The sequence below is a fragment of the Massilia endophytica genome (genome assembly GCF_021165955.1).
GTDB lineage: Bacteria > Pseudomonadota > Gammaproteobacteria > Burkholderiales > Burkholderiaceae_D > Rugamonas > Rugamonas endophytica.
Genome location: NZ_CP088952.1, coordinates 2857437 through 2870558, shown reverse-complemented (window position 1 = coordinate 2870558; position 13122 = coordinate 2857437). Strand labels below are relative to the sequence as shown.

Here is a 13122-nt window from a genome sequence, read left to right as displayed (position 1 = left end):
CTTGCGGGCGCTCAGGTGTTGAGGGTGAACTCGGTGAAGGAGGTTTCGGCGGCGGCGGGCTTGGCTTCCTTTTCGCCTTCGGCGGGTTTGGCGTCGGTGGCGTTGTTGAGGAGCCAGAGGAGGTTGGTGGCGGAGTCCGCGTTGGCGAGCGCTTCTTCCTGGGTGATCCTCCCTTCCTTGAAGAGGCGGAACAGGGCCTGCTCGAAGGACTGCGAACCCGGCGACAGGCTCTTTTCCAGTGCTTCCTTGATTTCGCCGATCTCGCCTTTCTCGATCATCTCGCCGATCAGGCGCGTGTTGACCAGCACTTCCACCGCAGGTGTGCGCTTGCCGCCGTCCGAAGAGCGGATCAGGCGCTGGGACACAATCGCCTTCACGGTGGACGAGAGATCCTGCAGCAGCGCCGCCCGGTTCTCGATGGGGTAGAAGCTGATGATGCGGTTCAGCGCGTTGTAGCTGTTGTTGGCGTGCAGGGTGGCCAGCACCAGGTGGCCCGACTGGGCATAGGCCAGCGCCGCAGCCATGGTTTCCTTGTCGCGGATCTCGCCGATCAGGATGCAGTCCGGCGCCTGGCGCATGGAGTTGCGCAGGGCCGTGTAGAAGTCCTTTGCGTCCGCGCCGATCTCGCGCTGGTTCACGATGGACTTCTTGTTCTGGAACAGGTACTCGATGGGGTCTTCCAGCGTGAGGATATGCCCCGTCTTCTGCTCGTTGCGGTGGTCCAGCATGGCCGCGATGGTGGTGGACTTGCCGGAACCGGTGGAGCCCACCAGCAGCAGCAGGCCGCGCTTTTCCATGATGAGGTCCGCCAGCACTTCCGGCAGCCCCAGTTCGCCCAGCGCCGGAATGTTCGCGGGCACAAAGCGGAACACGCAGGAGATGCTGCCGCGCTGGCGGAAGGCGGAAAGACGGAACCGTCCCGTTCCCGGCACCGAAAAACCGGTGTTCAGTTCATTGGTCGATTCCAGCTCCTGCAGCTGCTCGCGCGTGCAGATTTCGCCCAGCAGCTGCAGGATGTTCTCGTTCTCCAGCTTCTGCTGGTTCACGGGAACGAGGTTGCCGTTGATCTTGATGTGGACCGGCGAGTTCACCGCAAAGAACATATCCGATGCACTTTTTTCCTTCATCAGCTGGAACAAGCGGTCCATCGCCATATCGGCCTCCTCAGGTCAAAACGGTTTTGTTATACGCCGCGCAGCAGTTCGTTGATGCCGGTCTTGGCGCGGGTCTGCGCGTCCACGCGCTTGACGATCACGGCGCAGTACAGGCTGTACTTGCCGTCGTCGGAAGGCAGGGAGCCCGACACCACTACGGAACCGGAAGGCACGCGGCCGTAGCTTACCTCGCCGGTCGAGCGGTCGTAAATCTTGGTGGACTGGCCGATGTAGACGCCCATCGAGATCACCGAGTTCTCTTCCACGATCACGCCTTCCACGATCTCGGAGCGGGCGCCGATGAAGCAGTTGTCTTCGATGATGGTCGGATTGGCCTGCATCGGCTCCAGCACGCCCCCGATGCCCACGCCGCCGGACAGGTGCACGTTCTTGCCGATCTGCGCGCAGGAGCCCACGGTGGCCCAGGTGTCCACCATGGCGCCTTCATCGACGTAGGCGCCGATGTTGACGTAGGAAGGCATCAGCACCACGTTCTTGCCGATGAAGGAGCCGCGGCGCGCCACGGCTGGCGGCACCACGCGGAAGCCGCCCTTGGCGAAATCGTCGGCCGTGTAGTTGGCGAACTTGGTTGGCACCTTGTCGTAGAACTGCATGGTGCCGTCCGACGGCAGCACCACGTTGTTCTCCAGGCGGAAGGACAGCAGCACGGCCTTCTTGACCCACTGGTTCACCACCCAGGCGCCCGAATCCTTCTGCGCCACGCGCAGGCTGCCGTTGTCCAGCGCGGCCAGCACGTGCGACACGGCGTCGCGCAGCTCGGCGCTGCCGTTGGAAGGATTGATCTCGGCGCGGTTGTCCCAGGCCTGGTCGATGATTTGCTGAAGTTGTTGAGTCATGATCTTATTGAGTGGTCAGGGTTTTGCAGAATTGGACGATGCGCTGCGCAGCTTCCAGGCCTTCCGCCGTTTCGGCGACGAGCGCCATGCGGATGCGGTTGCGGCCAGGGTTGACGCCATGCGCTTCGCGCGCCAGGTAGCTGCCGGGCAGCACGGTCACGCTGTGGCTGGCGTAGAGGCGCTGCGCGAATTCGGTGTCCGACAGGCCGGTGCGGCTCACGTCGGCCCACAGGTAGAAGCCGGCGTCGGGCAGGGCGACATCCATCACTTCCTGCAGCAGCGGGGTGATGGCGTCGAACTTGGCGCGGTACTGTTCGCGGTTGGCCTCGACATGGGTTTCGTCGTTCCAGGCCGCGATGGACGCAGCCTGCACGGGAGGGCTCATGGCCCCGCCGTGATAGGTGCGGTACAGCAGGAATTTTTTCAGGACGTCCGCATCGCCTGCAACGAAGCCGGAGCGCATGCCCGGCACATTGGAGCGCTTGGAGAGGCTGGAGAACATCACCAGGCGGGCATACGGGCGTTCCACGCCTGCGAGGCCCAGGATGTGGGCGGCCTGCATGGCGCCCATGGGCGGTTCATCGCCGTGATAGATTTCGGAATAGCACTCGTCCGCCGCGATGATGAAGTTGTAGCGCTCGGACAGGGCGAACAGGTGCTCCCAGTCCGTCAGCGTCAGCACGGCCCCGGTGGGATTGCCGGGCGAGCAGATGTACAGCAGCTGGACGCGTTTCCAGACCTCTTCCGGCACGGTGTCGAAGTCGGGCGCGAAGTTGCGGGCCGGGTCGGAGTTCACGAAGTAAGGCTCCGCGCCCGCCAGATAGGCCGCGCCTTCGTAGATCTGATAGAAGGGATTCGGGCACACCACCAGCGCGCCTGCCTTCGGATCGATCACCGCCTGGGCGAGCGCGAAGAGCGCCTCGCGCGAGCCGTTCACGGGCAGCACCTGGGTGGCCGTGTCCAGCGCAGGCAGGTCGTAGCGGCGCTCCAGCCAGGCGGCGATGGCGCCGCGCAGCGCGTCGCTTCCTGCGGTGAGCGGATAGTTCGCCAAACCGGCGAGGTTTTCGGTCAGCGCCTGCTGGATGAAGGCAGGCGTGGGATGTTTCGGTTCACCGATACCAAGGCTGATGGCGCGGTACTCGGGATTGGGCTTGACGGCGGCGAAGAGCTGGCGCAGCTTTTCGAACGGATACGGTTGCAGCTTGTCGAGAAGAGGATTCACGTTGCGGACCAGTCGGGCAATTCGGATAAGGCATGGATATATAGCCGCCCATTATAACGTGAAGCCGCGCCGGGCTTACTTGACCTTCACGGTGCGCACCTGCTTGTCCAGTTCCAGGAACGAGGGCCGCTCGGTGGCCGAGATCACCTTGCGGCCGAACTCCACGGAGAGGGCGGGCGCATAGCCGTTCAGGCTCGCCAGCAGCGTCACCTTGACGCACTGGTACATCTTGGCCTGTTCCATGTGCTTGCGGCGCAGCAGCTGGGCCAGCGGACCCACGAAGCCATAGGACAGCAGGATGCCGATGAAGGTGCCCACCAGCGCTCCGGCGATCAGCACGCCCAGCTCCGAGGGAGGCAGGCCCACCGAGGCCATGGTGTGCACCACGCCCACCACCGCCGCCACGATGCCGAAGGCCGGCATGGCTTCCGCCATCGACTGGATGGTGTTGACGGGCAGCTCGGCATCCTCGTGGTGGGTTTCGATCTCGTTGTCCATCAGGTTCTCGATCTGGAAGGCGTCCATGTTCCCCGAGATCATGAGGCGCAGGTAGTCGGTGATGAATTCGAGGATATGGCCGTCTTCCATGATGCGCGGGTAGCGGGTGAAGATCGGGCTGTCGTACGGATCGTCCACATCGCCTTCCACCGACATCAGACCTTCCTTGCGCACCTTGGTCAGCAGCTCGAACATCAGGGACATGAGGTCCATGTACATGCCCTTGGTGTAGCGCGAGGTCTGGAACAGGGTGGGGATGGAGTTGAGCGTGGCCCTGATCGCCTTGCCGTCGTTGGCCACGAAGAAGGCGCCCAGCGCCGCTCCGCCGATGATCAGCAGTTCGGTGGGCTGGAACAGGGCCGCGAGATGGCCGCCCTGAAGGGCAAAACCGCCCAGCACCGAGGCCATGACCACGATGAATCCGAAAATAACCAGCACGCTTACCTCGCTAAAAAGATGCCAGACGGCAATATTAACTGTTTTTCAGCGGGATTTGGAGACTTTACGTCGTCGCACCGGGAGCGATGGACGCGATGAGGGCGCGCATCCGGCGCCAGTGCGAGCCTTGCCAGAACACGCCGCCGCAGCTGGGGCAATGCTGGAAGTGCTCGTGGCTGGCGCGCACCGAGGGCGGGAGGCGGTCTGCGATGGCGGCCTTATCGATAGGGCGCAGCGGCGTATTGCAGTTCAGGCAGAGCGAGAAGGGGCGCACCGCCGGGGCAAGGCTGTAGCGGAGGAAGACCTCGCGCAGCTGCGGTTCCGGCTTCAGCGCCCTCACATAGCAGCCGCGCAGCACGCCGCTCCGCTTCAGCAGCTCGCGGTCGCGCGTCAGCACGATGCGGTGCTCGATGCTGGCGATGGTTTCAATGGCGTCGTCCGCGAAGCCGTTTTCGTACAGGGTGTCGAAACCGGCCATGCGCAGGAAGCGCGCCAGCCCGCCGAGATGCGCGTCGGCGACGAAGCGGGGCGGCGAGTGCGGCGGCGGCGCCGGAGCGAGAGGCCAGGCTTCCACCAGGTCGCCATCGGCCAGCAGATCGTCCAGCGAAGCCGCCCGGCCGTTACGGCGCACCGGGCCGATTTCGGTATGCGGCGCGCCCAGCGCTTCCAGCATGTGCTTCACGGTGGCGTTCCGGGCACAGGGCGCGTCGAACGCCGTATCCCGCCGCTCGCGCGGCAGGAAGTCCCTGAGTTCTTCGTACAGGCGGAAGCGGGCCGTCACCATGCGCCCAGTATGGCACCGCAGGCAGCTCAGGGGCGCAGGGGACAGGCCGCCATGTCTTCGCCCAGCCGCAGGGACAGCTCCCCGCGCAGCGCCTGCAGCCCGGAGATGCGCCGGTCGATCTCCTCCAGCTTCGCAGCCAGCGCCGCGCGCAGGGCGGCGGCCGTGCTGCCGCCGCCGGAGAGCAGGGGCAGGTCCGCTTCGATCTCGCTGAGCGTGAAGCCGAGCGACTGGGCGGTGCGCAGGTAGCGCAGCCAGTCCACCGCTTCCTCGGGATAGTCGCGGTAGCCGTTCGCGCCGCGCCGCGCGCGCAGCAGGCCGCGCTTCTCGTAGAAGCGCAGGGTATCGCGGCTGATGCCGCTGGCCGCGGCCAGGTCGCCGATGCGCATGCTCTCTCCTCAAAAAATGCTTGACCATGGAGTGTACTCCAGGCTTTAGCATCCGCCCATCTCAACCTGATGGAGCAGCCATGGTTTCTTCCGCAGTTTTCCGGCGCTTCGTGCGCGGCAGTGCAATCTACGACCTGCTGGTGACAGCGCCCTTCGCAACGCCCTGGACCTTCGCCCTGGCGCGCGATCATCTCTCGGGCATGAATGTGGCGCTGGGCGGCTCGCCGCTGCCACTCTTCGATCCATTCCACGTGCTGTTCGCCTGCCTGCTCGGCAGTATTGTGCTGGTGTGGGCCGTGCTGCGCATTGCCGATCCCCAGCCGCGCTTCGGCCGCTTCGACGGCGCCGGGCGCATGCTGTTCTCCTTGTGGATGGCCTGGGCCTTGTGGCAGACCGGGGCTCCCTTGCTGTGGTGTTTTCTGGCGCCGGAATTGATCTGGGCCATTGTGCAGTGGCTACCGCTGCGCCGTGGCGAGTGAGGCGGGTGTATCCTGTTCCTCCGACGAGCCGAAGGAGGGATCATGCAAGCGCAACCTTTGATTGCCGTGAGCGATGTGGAAGCATCGAGCCGCTGGTATCAGTCCGTGCTGGGCCTGCGCAGCCGCCATGGGGGCAAGGAATACGAACAGCTGCTGTGGGGCGACCTCATGGTACTCCAGCTGCACCGCTGGGGCGCCCACCATCATCCCCATCTGGGCGATCCCGAAAAGCGGCCTTACGGGAACGGCGCGCTGCTGTGGTTCTATACCGAGGATTTCGACGAGGCCGTGGACCGCATTGCGGCCGCCGGGGCCACCGTCCTGGAAGGGCCCAAGGAAAACAGCAATGCCCAGCACAGGGAAATCTGGCTGCGCGATCCCGAGGGTTATGTGGTGGTGGTCGCCGGGCCCTATGGCGATGTCGGCATGTAGTCAGGCCGCGAGCTCGCCCGCCAGGAAGTCGATGAAGGCGCGCAGTTTGGCCGGCTGGTGCTGGCGGCTGGGATAGTAGGCATACAGGTCGGCGGAGGGCAGGGCGTAGTCCGGCAGCACCACCTGCAGCCGCCCGCTCTCGAGGTATTTCGCCGCATCCCATTCGGAGCGCGGGAGGATGCCGTGGCCGTCCAGCGCCCAGCCCAGCACCACATCGCCGTCGTTGCTCGACAGCTTGCCGCGCACCTTCACGGTTTCCGTCTTGCGGCCCTTGCTCAGTTTCCAGCTCATGTAGGCGTCGTCATTCTGGCGGTGCAGGATGCAGTCGTGCTGCGCCAGTTCGGCAGGCGATGCAGGCGTGCCGTGCTTCTTGAGATAGGAAGGCGCGGCGCACAGGAATCGCCGGTTGGACATGATGCGGCGCGCCGTCAGCCGCGTGTCCGGCAGCTCGCCGAAGCGGATGCCGAGGTCGAAGGCTTCCTCCACCAGGTTGATGGCGCGGTCCGTCAACTGGAGCTGCACTTCGACCTCAGGGTAGCGGCGGGCGAAGCGTGATACCAGCGGCGCGATGGTGGTGCGGCCGAAGCCCAGCGTGGCGTTCACGCGCAGCAGGCCCTTTGGCGCCGCGCGGCTGCTGCGCACGGATTCTTCCATGGCCTGGATATCCGCCAGGATCTGAGTGGCCTGCACCAGATACAGTTCGCCCTCGCTGGTCAGGCTCACGCGCCGCGTGCTGCGGTTGGCCAGGCGCACGCCGAGGCGCTGTTCCATGGTCATGAGGCGGCGCGTGGCGGCCGGCGGCGTGATGCCCAGCTCACGGGCTGCAGCGGACAGGCTGCCCAGCTTCGCCAGCAGCACGAAGAATTCCAGATCGCTTTTCACTTTAACTGAATAATATTGTGAATATGGATGAATTATAGCTGTCGGCAACAAGGATATGCTTCGTTCATCGAATACCGCTACAGGAGAACGCCATGCGCATCGTTGAAATCCGCGAGAAGACCATCCCCATCAGCTCCCCCATCCGCAATGCCTATATCGACTTCAGCAAAATGACGCTGAGCCTCGTCGCCGTGATCACGGACGTGATCCGGAACGGCAAGCCGGTTGTGGGCTATGGTTTCAATTCCAACGGCCGCTACGGCCAGGGCATGCTGATGCGCGAACGCTTCATTCCCCGCATCCTTGAAGCAGATCCGTCCACGCTTGTGAACGAGGACGGCAGCAACCTCGACCCGCACAAGATCTGGGACTGCATGTACAAGAACGAGAAGCCGGGCGGCCATGGCGAACGCTCCGTGGCCATCGGCACCATCGACATGGCGATCTGGGACGCCACCGCCAAGATCGCGGACAAGCCGCTGTTCCACCTGCTGGCCGAGCGCTATGGCAGCGGCAAGCCGGACCCCAAGGTCTTCGTCTACGCGGCGGGCGGCTACTACTATCCGGGGCAGAGCCACGACGCACTGAAGGACGAGATGCGCAGCTATATCGACCGCGGCTACACGGTGGTGAAGAAGAAGATCGGCGGCGCATCGCTGGACGAGGACCTGCGCCGCATCGACTCCATCCTGAGCGTGCTTCAGGACGGACAGAAGCTGGCGGTGGATGCCAATGGCCGCTTCGACCTCGATACCGCCATTGCCTATGCCAAGGCCCTGTCCCGGTACGACCTGTTCTGGTACGAGGAGGCCGGCGATCCGCTGGACTTCGAGCTCCAGGCCACGCTGCGCAGCTACTACAGCAAGCCAATGGCCACGGGCGAAAACCTGTTCTCGATGCAGGACGCGCGCAACCTGATCCGCTACGGCGGCATGCGGCCCGACCGGGACTGGCTGCAATTCGACTGCGCGCTGAGCTACGGCCTGGTCGAGTACCTGCGCACCCTGGACATGCTGCATGAACACGGCTGGTCGCGCAGCCGCTGCATTCCCCATGGCGGCCACCAGATGTCGCTGAATATCGCGGCGGGGCTTGGCCTGGGCGGCAACGAGAGCTATCCCGACCTGTTCCAGCCTTTCGGCGGCTTCCCGGACGGCGTGCGCGTGGAGCAGGGCTACATCACCATGCCGGAACTGACGGGTATCGGCTTCGAAGGAAAGTCCAATCTCTACGCCGAAATGCGGGCGCTGAGCGGCCAGTAGAAGCGGGCCTGCTTTATACTGCTGCCTTCAGCAATATCAGGCAGACCATGTCCTTCTCCTCACTCGGCCTCGCGCCGGAACTCGCCGATGCCGTTGCAGGCATCGGCTACGAACAGCCCACCGCCATCCAGGCGGCCGCCATTCCCGCCGCCCTGCGCGGTGCGGATGTGCTGGGATCCGCCCAGACGGGCTCCGGCAAAACTGCAGCATTTGCGCTGCCGATGGTGCATGCATTGATCAGCGGAAAGCGCGAGCGGCGCGGGCTGTACGGGCTGGTGCTGGTTCCGACGCGCGAGCTGGCCACCCAGGTGGGCGAGGCGATCCGCAAACTGGTGCAGCGCCTGCCGCAGCCGGTAAAGGTGTCGATCGCCTTCGGCGGCGTGTCCATCAATCCCCAGATGATGGCCCTGCGGGGCGGCACGGACATCATGGTGGCCACGCCCGGCCGCCTGCTCGACCTGGTTGAGCACAACGCCCTGAAACTGGACGCCACGTCTGTCCTGGTGCTGGACGAAGCGGACAAGCTGCTGGACATGGGCTTCAGCGAGGAGATTGCATCCATACTCGCCAAGCTGCCCGCCCGGCGCCAGAACCTGTTCTTCTCGGCCACCTTCCCACCCGCCGTGCAGGCGCTGGCCTCAGCGATGCTGCGCGAACCGGTGCGGATCGAGGCGTCGAACGAAGAAGCGCACGAACCGGACATCCTGCAGCGCGCCATCGAGGTGGATGCGCCGCGCCGCACGCAGCTGCTGCGGCAGCTGATCAAGCAGGAGAAGTGGAGCAGGGTGCTGGTGTTCGTCGCCACAAAATACGCCTCCGAACACGTGGCGGACAAGCTGCGCCGCAACGGCGTGCGGGCCGAAGCCTTCCACGGCGATTTCAGCCAGGGCGCGCGTACCGAGGTGCTGGCCGACTTCAAGTCGGGAAGGCTGCAGGTGCTGGTGGCCACCGATGTCGCAGCGAGGGGCATCGACATCGCGCGCCTGCCGGTTGTAGTGAATTACGACCTGCCGCGTTCCCCGGCGGACTACACCCACCGCATCGGCCGCACGGGCCGGGCGGGGGAGAGCGGTGTCGCCGTGAGCTTCGTCAGCGCGGACACCGAGGCGCATTTTCGGCTGATCGAAAACCGCCAGCAAAAGCGCGTGCCGCGCGAACGCATCGCAGGCTTCGAGCCCGTGCAGCAGGCGGCGGCTCCGGTCGCGTCAGACCCGAACGGCGGGATCAAGGGAAAACGCAAGAGCAAGAAGGACAAGCTGCGCGAGGCGGCCGCACAGGGGAAGAGCGACGGCTAGCGTTTGGCCGACGTCTCCGCCAACACAATGCGGCGGCGTATGCGCTCCGCTTCCGCGGTGTCGCCAGCTTTGTCTGCACGCAGGGCCTGCACGTTCAGCCACGCCAGCAACGCGCGCCGCCAGCCCTGGCCGGACGCAGTCTCCACCGCCTGCGCGATCAGTTCAGGCGTGGCCCGGTTCGCCTTGAACAGGGCGCCTGCCGCGACCAGCCGCGACATCGGATCGGCGATTGCGTTGGCGGCTGCCGCTGCCGCCTGGTCGGACCCCGCAGCCAGCACTGCGCGCTGCGGATCCGGCAGAAGGGCAGCATCGGCTTGGCTGGCGCGGCCAGCGAGATACGCGGCGTAAGCCAGGTCCGCAGCGCTGGCGTCGGCCCGCATGGCTTCGAACCCGCTGCATTCTTCGAAATCCAGCGCCGCCGTACGGGCCGCGCAGCGAATGAGTTCCGCGCGGATGGCCAGATCGAGTTTGCCCGTGCTGCCGATTTCGGCACGGGCGCGTGCGAATTCGTTCTTTTCGATCTGGGCCTTGCCGTCCATATAGGCGTCGGTGGCGCGTTTCAGCGAGCTTTGCGCATTCATTTTCCAGTCCGGCACGGGCGGACCGCTGCTGCAGGCAGCGAGCGTGGCCAGCGCGATCAGGGCGAGGCGGGTTTTCATGGGAGCTTTATCTCCGTTTCGCGTTTGAACGGCCATTTGCGGTTGATCTCATTGACCAGTTCTTCGATCTTGCGCAGGTTGCTGTCGATGTCTGCACGCAGGGCGCCCAGGTCTTCCGTCGCTTCGCGTGCATTGGCGCCTACGGCCTGCGCTTCGGCCAGTACCGCGTCCATCTTCTTCAGGCTTGTGCGGGCGTCGGCCAGCAGGCCGTTCAGCTGGACCACGGCGGCCTGCGCATCCGTAGCAATGCCCTTGTCGCCAAAGACGCGGCGGTCCGCATTGCCGACCAGGGAGTCGGCCTTGACGATCAGCGAGTTCGCATTGCGCAGCAGTTCCTGAGCCTTGCGGTCCTCGCCAGCGATGAGGCCCATGGCGCCTCCGGGACCGTTCAGCTTCTCGGTCACGCTCTGCACATTGCGCAGGCTGTTGCCCAGGGCTGAGTCGCTGGCGGTAAGGGCAGTGATATTGGCCAGGACATCGCGCGCGGCGGAGAGCAGGCGCGGAATCTCGGCCGCCGCGTCGCCTACGAGGATGGTCCGTTCCGCCCCTTCCGGCAGCGGCGGGTCGGTGGGAATGCCTGTGAAGGCGCGCAGCCGGGCGCCGCCCACAATGCCTTTCTCCAGGGTGAAGATGCTGCTGGTGCGCATCCAGTGCGCATCCTTCTTCGGAACATCGATGAGGATGCGCGCCTTGCCGTCCTTGCTCAATTCGATGCGCTGCACGCGGCCGATGGGGAAGCCCGCGAACGTCACGTCCATCCCCACGCTTACGCCCTCGGAGTCGTCCGCGGTGAGTACCAGCCGCTGTGTCGCCTCGAATGCGCCGCGCGCATACATGAGATAGAGAACGGCGCCGATCAGGAGCGCCGCCATCAGGATCAGCAGCAGCGCCGCCTTGAACTCGGCGTTGCGCACCGGCTGCGGTGTAGTGGATGGCTGGTTCATAGCAGTATCAGTAGTAATTGCCCATCAGGGACGCTGCCTCGATCAGCAGGATCACGGAAAACATCCGCACCATGTCGGACAGGCCGTGCGTGGACCTGAAACGGTGCAGTACCGGGTTCGCCGCTTCGTCGTAGAACGCCGAGGCGAGCGGAATAATGCCGACAGCAAGGCTGAAGAAGAAGATCTTCAGCAGCAGGATCATGGACACGGCGGGATTGAAGATCTGGCCCACCACGCGCGTGTATCCCGGCAGCGCCCATGGGGTGAAGCCGTAGATGGTGATGTAGGCCAGGATCAATGTCAGCACGCAGCTCACGGCCGCGAGCATCCATACGGCGAAGATGCCGGCCGCCGCACGGGGATAGAACTCGGTGCGCAGCACGAAGGCAGGGGAGGGCACATCGCCTGCGGAACCGGCAGGAGCGGCAGCCGCCGCCGCCACCCGCATCTGCGCGAATTCCACAGAGGCTGGGAGAGTGCTGCGCAGGGCGACGAAGAGGGCTGCGGTCAGCGGAATCAGCTCCAGCACGAGGACGCGCACCACCATTTCCAGCGCGTAGCCGGAAAGGCCGTAGCTGGCTGCCGTCACCACCACAATGCGGATGATGACCAGGCTGATAAGGGCCGCGAGCACGGAAAACCAGAGCAGGTTGGGGGCCGTCGCCAGCACCAGGTGATTGGCAAGCGCATTGCGGTTGTCGCGCCGGTAGCTGGACGGCGCCACGGCGCGCATCAGCAGCAGCCCGGCGAACTGGAACAGGCGCCACCAACTGGTGAGCCAGGCCATGGTGGCGCGGTGCAGCCGCTGGAGCGGCGGGAGAATTGATGCATGGGTAGCCATATTGCGATCTTAGCATCACTCCGGCGACATGCCGGGCACGGATTCGACAATGGCGTCCGCCACGGCCCTTACCCTCGCGCTCCGGTTCAGGTCTCCATGCATGACGAGCCAGGTATCGTAGTGGTGCTCGCGCTCCGGCCAGATCCGCTGGAGATTGGGATCCGGGTCGGCCAGATGGGTCGGCAGCTCGGCGATGCCCAGGCCGGACTTCGCTGCCAGCAGCAGCATCAGCCCCGTGTTGACCGTCATGGCCACACGCGCGTTGTGTACCGGCTCGCCCGCGAGCTTCTCACTGTGGCGCGGGGCGACGGCCGCCTCGTACACCACGATATCGTGGCCCTCGAAGCCGCTGCCGGGAACCGGCATGCCCCGCTGTTTCAGGTAATCCGCCGTCGCGTACAGTCCCGCAGTGCGCCGCGCCAGGTGCCGCGAGATCAGGTCCGGGCTCGAAGGCCGGGCGGTGCGCACGGCAAGATCCGCTTCGCGCCGCGTAAGGCTGGTCAACTGGGTGCCAATGCTCAGCGCCACCTGGATCTCGGGATGCCTCTCGTGCAGCAGCGCCATGGCGTTCATCACGAAGTGAACGGCCATGGTGTCCGTGGTGGTGACGCGCACCGTGCCGGAGAGCCGGTTGTCGATGCCTTGCATCTCGCGCTGGAGCCGGTGCGCCGCCTCCTCCATGAGTTCCGCCGAACGGGCCGCAGTTTCCCCGGCCGGGGTGGCGACATAGCCTGCTGGCGTGCGCAGGAAGAGGCGGGCGTTCAGCGATTTTTCCATGGCCGCCAGCCTGCGGCCCACCGTGGCCTGGTCGATGTCCAGCTGCGCTGCCGCGCCGCGCAGGGTGCCTGCACGGTAGATGCCGAGGAAAATGCGTGCGTTGTCCCAGTCCATGGTCGCTCCCGATGCAAAAATGCATCACAGCGCTGATGTTATGCACGTTTACTGCATCGCGCAAGCTGGCTAGCATGGCCGGATGAACCAGATCAAAG

15 protein-coding genes are annotated in these 13122 nt (G+C 65.0%); 4 read left to right on the top strand and 11 right to left on the bottom strand.

Annotation, left to right across the window (positions count from 1 at the left end; translation table 11 throughout):
* Nucleotides 1-11: 11 nt before the first annotated feature.
* The 6 genes from LSQ66_RS12915 to LSQ66_RS12890 all read right to left on the bottom strand — a co-directional run bounded on the left by LSQ66_RS12915 (nucleotide 12) and on the right by LSQ66_RS12890 (nucleotide 5339).
* Nucleotides 12-1154: a PilT/PilU family type 4a pilus ATPase gene (locus LSQ66_RS12915; protein ID WP_231765610.1), complete on the bottom strand. Its 1143-nt coding sequence runs from the start codon at nucleotides 1152-1154 to the stop codon at nucleotides 12-14.
* Nucleotides 1155-1183: 29 nt separating this feature from the next.
* Complete coding sequence (gene dapD, locus LSQ66_RS12910) at nucleotides 1184-2011, bottom strand: 2,3,4,5-tetrahydropyridine-2,6-dicarboxylate N-succinyltransferase (protein ID WP_231765609.1); 828 nt, start codon at nucleotides 2009-2011, stop codon at nucleotides 1184-1186.
* Between the two features lie 4 nt (nucleotides 2012-2015).
* Nucleotides 2016-3233, bottom strand: a complete 1218-nt coding sequence (gene dapC, locus LSQ66_RS12905; protein ID WP_231765608.1) for a succinyldiaminopimelate transaminase — start codon at nucleotides 3231-3233, stop codon at nucleotides 2016-2018.
* Between the two features lie 75 nt (nucleotides 3234-3308).
* Nucleotides 3309-4169: a flagellar motor stator protein MotA gene (gene motA / locus LSQ66_RS12900; protein WP_231765607.1), complete on the bottom strand. Its 861-nt coding sequence runs from the start codon at nucleotides 4167-4169 to the stop codon at nucleotides 3309-3311.
* A 64-nt stretch (nucleotides 4170-4233) separates the two neighbouring features.
* Nucleotides 4234-4953 carry a Mut7-C ubiquitin/RNAse domain-containing protein gene (locus tag LSQ66_RS12895; RefSeq protein ID WP_231765606.1) on the bottom strand — a complete coding sequence of 240 codons (720 nt, stop codon included), beginning with the start codon at nucleotides 4951-4953 and terminating at the stop codon, nucleotides 4234-4236.
* 26 nt (nucleotides 4954-4979) lie between these two features.
* Nucleotides 4980-5339 (bottom strand): MerR family transcriptional regulator, encoded by a 360-nt coding sequence (locus LSQ66_RS12890; protein ID WP_231765605.1) that lies wholly within the window; start codon nucleotides 5337-5339, stop codon nucleotides 4980-4982.
* 80 nt (nucleotides 5340-5419) lie between these two features.
* On the opposite strand from LSQ66_RS12890, the gene LSQ66_RS12885 reads away from it, so the two are divergent.
* The gene (locus tag LSQ66_RS12885; protein ID WP_231765604.1) at nucleotides 5420-5818 is read left to right on the top strand and encodes a hypothetical protein; all 399 of its coding nucleotides are present in this window, start codon (nucleotides 5420-5422) and stop codon (nucleotides 5816-5818) included.
* A 42-nt stretch (nucleotides 5819-5860) separates the two neighbouring features.
* On the top strand, nucleotides 5861-6250 hold the full coding sequence (locus tag LSQ66_RS12880; protein ID WP_231765603.1) for a VOC family protein: 390 nt from the start codon (nucleotides 5861-5863) through the stop codon (nucleotides 6248-6250).
* On the opposite strand, the gene LSQ66_RS12875 is transcribed toward LSQ66_RS12880, so the two are convergent.
* Nucleotides 6251-7132 carry a LysR family transcriptional regulator gene (locus LSQ66_RS12875; RefSeq protein WP_231765602.1) on the bottom strand — a complete coding sequence of 294 codons (882 nt, stop codon included), beginning with the start codon at nucleotides 7130-7132 and terminating at the stop codon, nucleotides 6251-6253. It abuts the gene before it with no gap.
* Nucleotides 7133-7224: 92 nt separating this feature from the next.
* Between LSQ66_RS12875 and LSQ66_RS12870 the strand changes: the two genes are divergently transcribed.
* Entirely contained in the window at nucleotides 7225-8394 is a 1170-nt protein-coding gene (locus LSQ66_RS12870) for a mandelate racemase/muconate lactonizing enzyme family protein (protein ID WP_231765601.1), read from the top strand.
* Between the two features lie 47 nt (nucleotides 8395-8441).
* Nucleotides 8442-9689, top strand: coding sequence for a DEAD/DEAH box helicase (locus LSQ66_RS12865; RefSeq protein ID WP_231765600.1), 1248 nt, complete (start codon nucleotides 8442-8444; stop codon nucleotides 9687-9689).
* Here LSQ66_RS12865 and LSQ66_RS12860 read toward each other — a convergent pair.
* Genes LSQ66_RS12860 through LSQ66_RS12845 form a run of 4 tightly spaced genes read right to left on the bottom strand, consistent with a single transcriptional unit; the run spans nucleotide 9686 to nucleotide 13024 of the window.
* The gene (locus LSQ66_RS12860) at nucleotides 9686-10348 is read right to left on the bottom strand and encodes a hypothetical protein (RefSeq protein WP_231765599.1); all 663 of its coding nucleotides are present in this window, start codon (nucleotides 10346-10348) and stop codon (nucleotides 9686-9688) included. The genes LSQ66_RS12865 and LSQ66_RS12860 overlap by 4 nt on opposite strands.
* Nucleotides 10345-11292, bottom strand: coding sequence for an MlaD family protein (locus LSQ66_RS12855; RefSeq protein WP_231765598.1), 948 nt, complete (start codon nucleotides 11290-11292; stop codon nucleotides 10345-10347). Before LSQ66_RS12855 ends, LSQ66_RS12860 begins: the two co-directional genes overlap by 4 nt.
* A 7-nt stretch (nucleotides 11293-11299) precedes the next feature.
* Nucleotides 11300-12133 (bottom strand): MlaE family ABC transporter permease, encoded by an 834-nt coding sequence (locus LSQ66_RS12850; protein WP_231765597.1) that lies wholly within the window; start codon nucleotides 12131-12133, stop codon nucleotides 11300-11302.
* A gap of 15 nt (nucleotides 12134-12148) precedes the next feature.
* Nucleotides 12149-13024 (bottom strand): LysR family transcriptional regulator, encoded by an 876-nt coding sequence (locus LSQ66_RS12845; protein ID WP_231765596.1) that lies wholly within the window; start codon nucleotides 13022-13024, stop codon nucleotides 12149-12151.
* Nucleotides 13025-13122 lie beyond the last annotated feature (98 nt).

What these genes read in the sequence shown, in the direction of transcription:
- LSQ66_RS12915 (WP_231765610.1), bottom strand. Translation starts at nt 1,154, where the DNA reads ATGGCGATGGACCGCTTGTTCCAGCTGATGAAGGAAAAAAGTGCATCG.
- dapD (WP_231765609.1), bottom strand. Translation starts at nt 2,011, where the DNA reads ATGACTCAACAACTTCAGCAAATCATCGACCAGGCCTGGGACAACCGC.
- LSQ66_RS12895 (WP_231765606.1), bottom strand. Translation starts at nt 4,953, where the DNA reads ATGGTGACGGCCCGCTTCCGCCTGTACGAAGAACTCAGGGACTTCCTG.
- LSQ66_RS12890 (WP_231765605.1), bottom strand. Translation starts at nt 5,339, where the DNA reads ATGCGCATCGGCGACCTGGCCGCGGCCAGCGGCATCAGCCGCGATACC.
- LSQ66_RS12885 (WP_231765604.1), top strand. Translation starts at nt 5,420, where the DNA reads ATGGTTTCTTCCGCAGTTTTCCGGCGCTTCGTGCGCGGCAGTGCAATC.
- LSQ66_RS12880 (WP_231765603.1), top strand. Translation starts at nt 5,861, where the DNA reads ATGCAAGCGCAACCTTTGATTGCCGTGAGCGATGTGGAAGCATCGAGC.
- LSQ66_RS12870 (WP_231765601.1), top strand. Translation starts at nt 7,225, where the DNA reads ATGCGCATCGTTGAAATCCGCGAGAAGACCATCCCCATCAGCTCCCCC.
- LSQ66_RS12865 (WP_231765600.1), top strand. Translation starts at nt 8,442, where the DNA reads ATGTCCTTCTCCTCACTCGGCCTCGCGCCGGAACTCGCCGATGCCGTT.
- LSQ66_RS12860 (WP_231765599.1), bottom strand. Translation starts at nt 10,348, where the DNA reads ATGAAAACCCGCCTCGCCCTGATCGCGCTGGCCACGCTCGCTGCCTGC.
- LSQ66_RS12855 (WP_231765598.1), bottom strand. Translation starts at nt 11,292, where the DNA reads ATGAACCAGCCATCCACTACACCGCAGCCGGTGCGCAACGCCGAGTTC.
- LSQ66_RS12850 (WP_231765597.1), bottom strand. Translation starts at nt 12,133, where the DNA reads ATGGCTACCCATGCATCAATTCTCCCGCCGCTCCAGCGGCTGCACCGC.
- LSQ66_RS12845 (WP_231765596.1), bottom strand. Translation starts at nt 13,024, where the DNA reads ATGGACTGGGACAACGCACGCATTTTCCTCGGCATCTACCGTGCAGGC.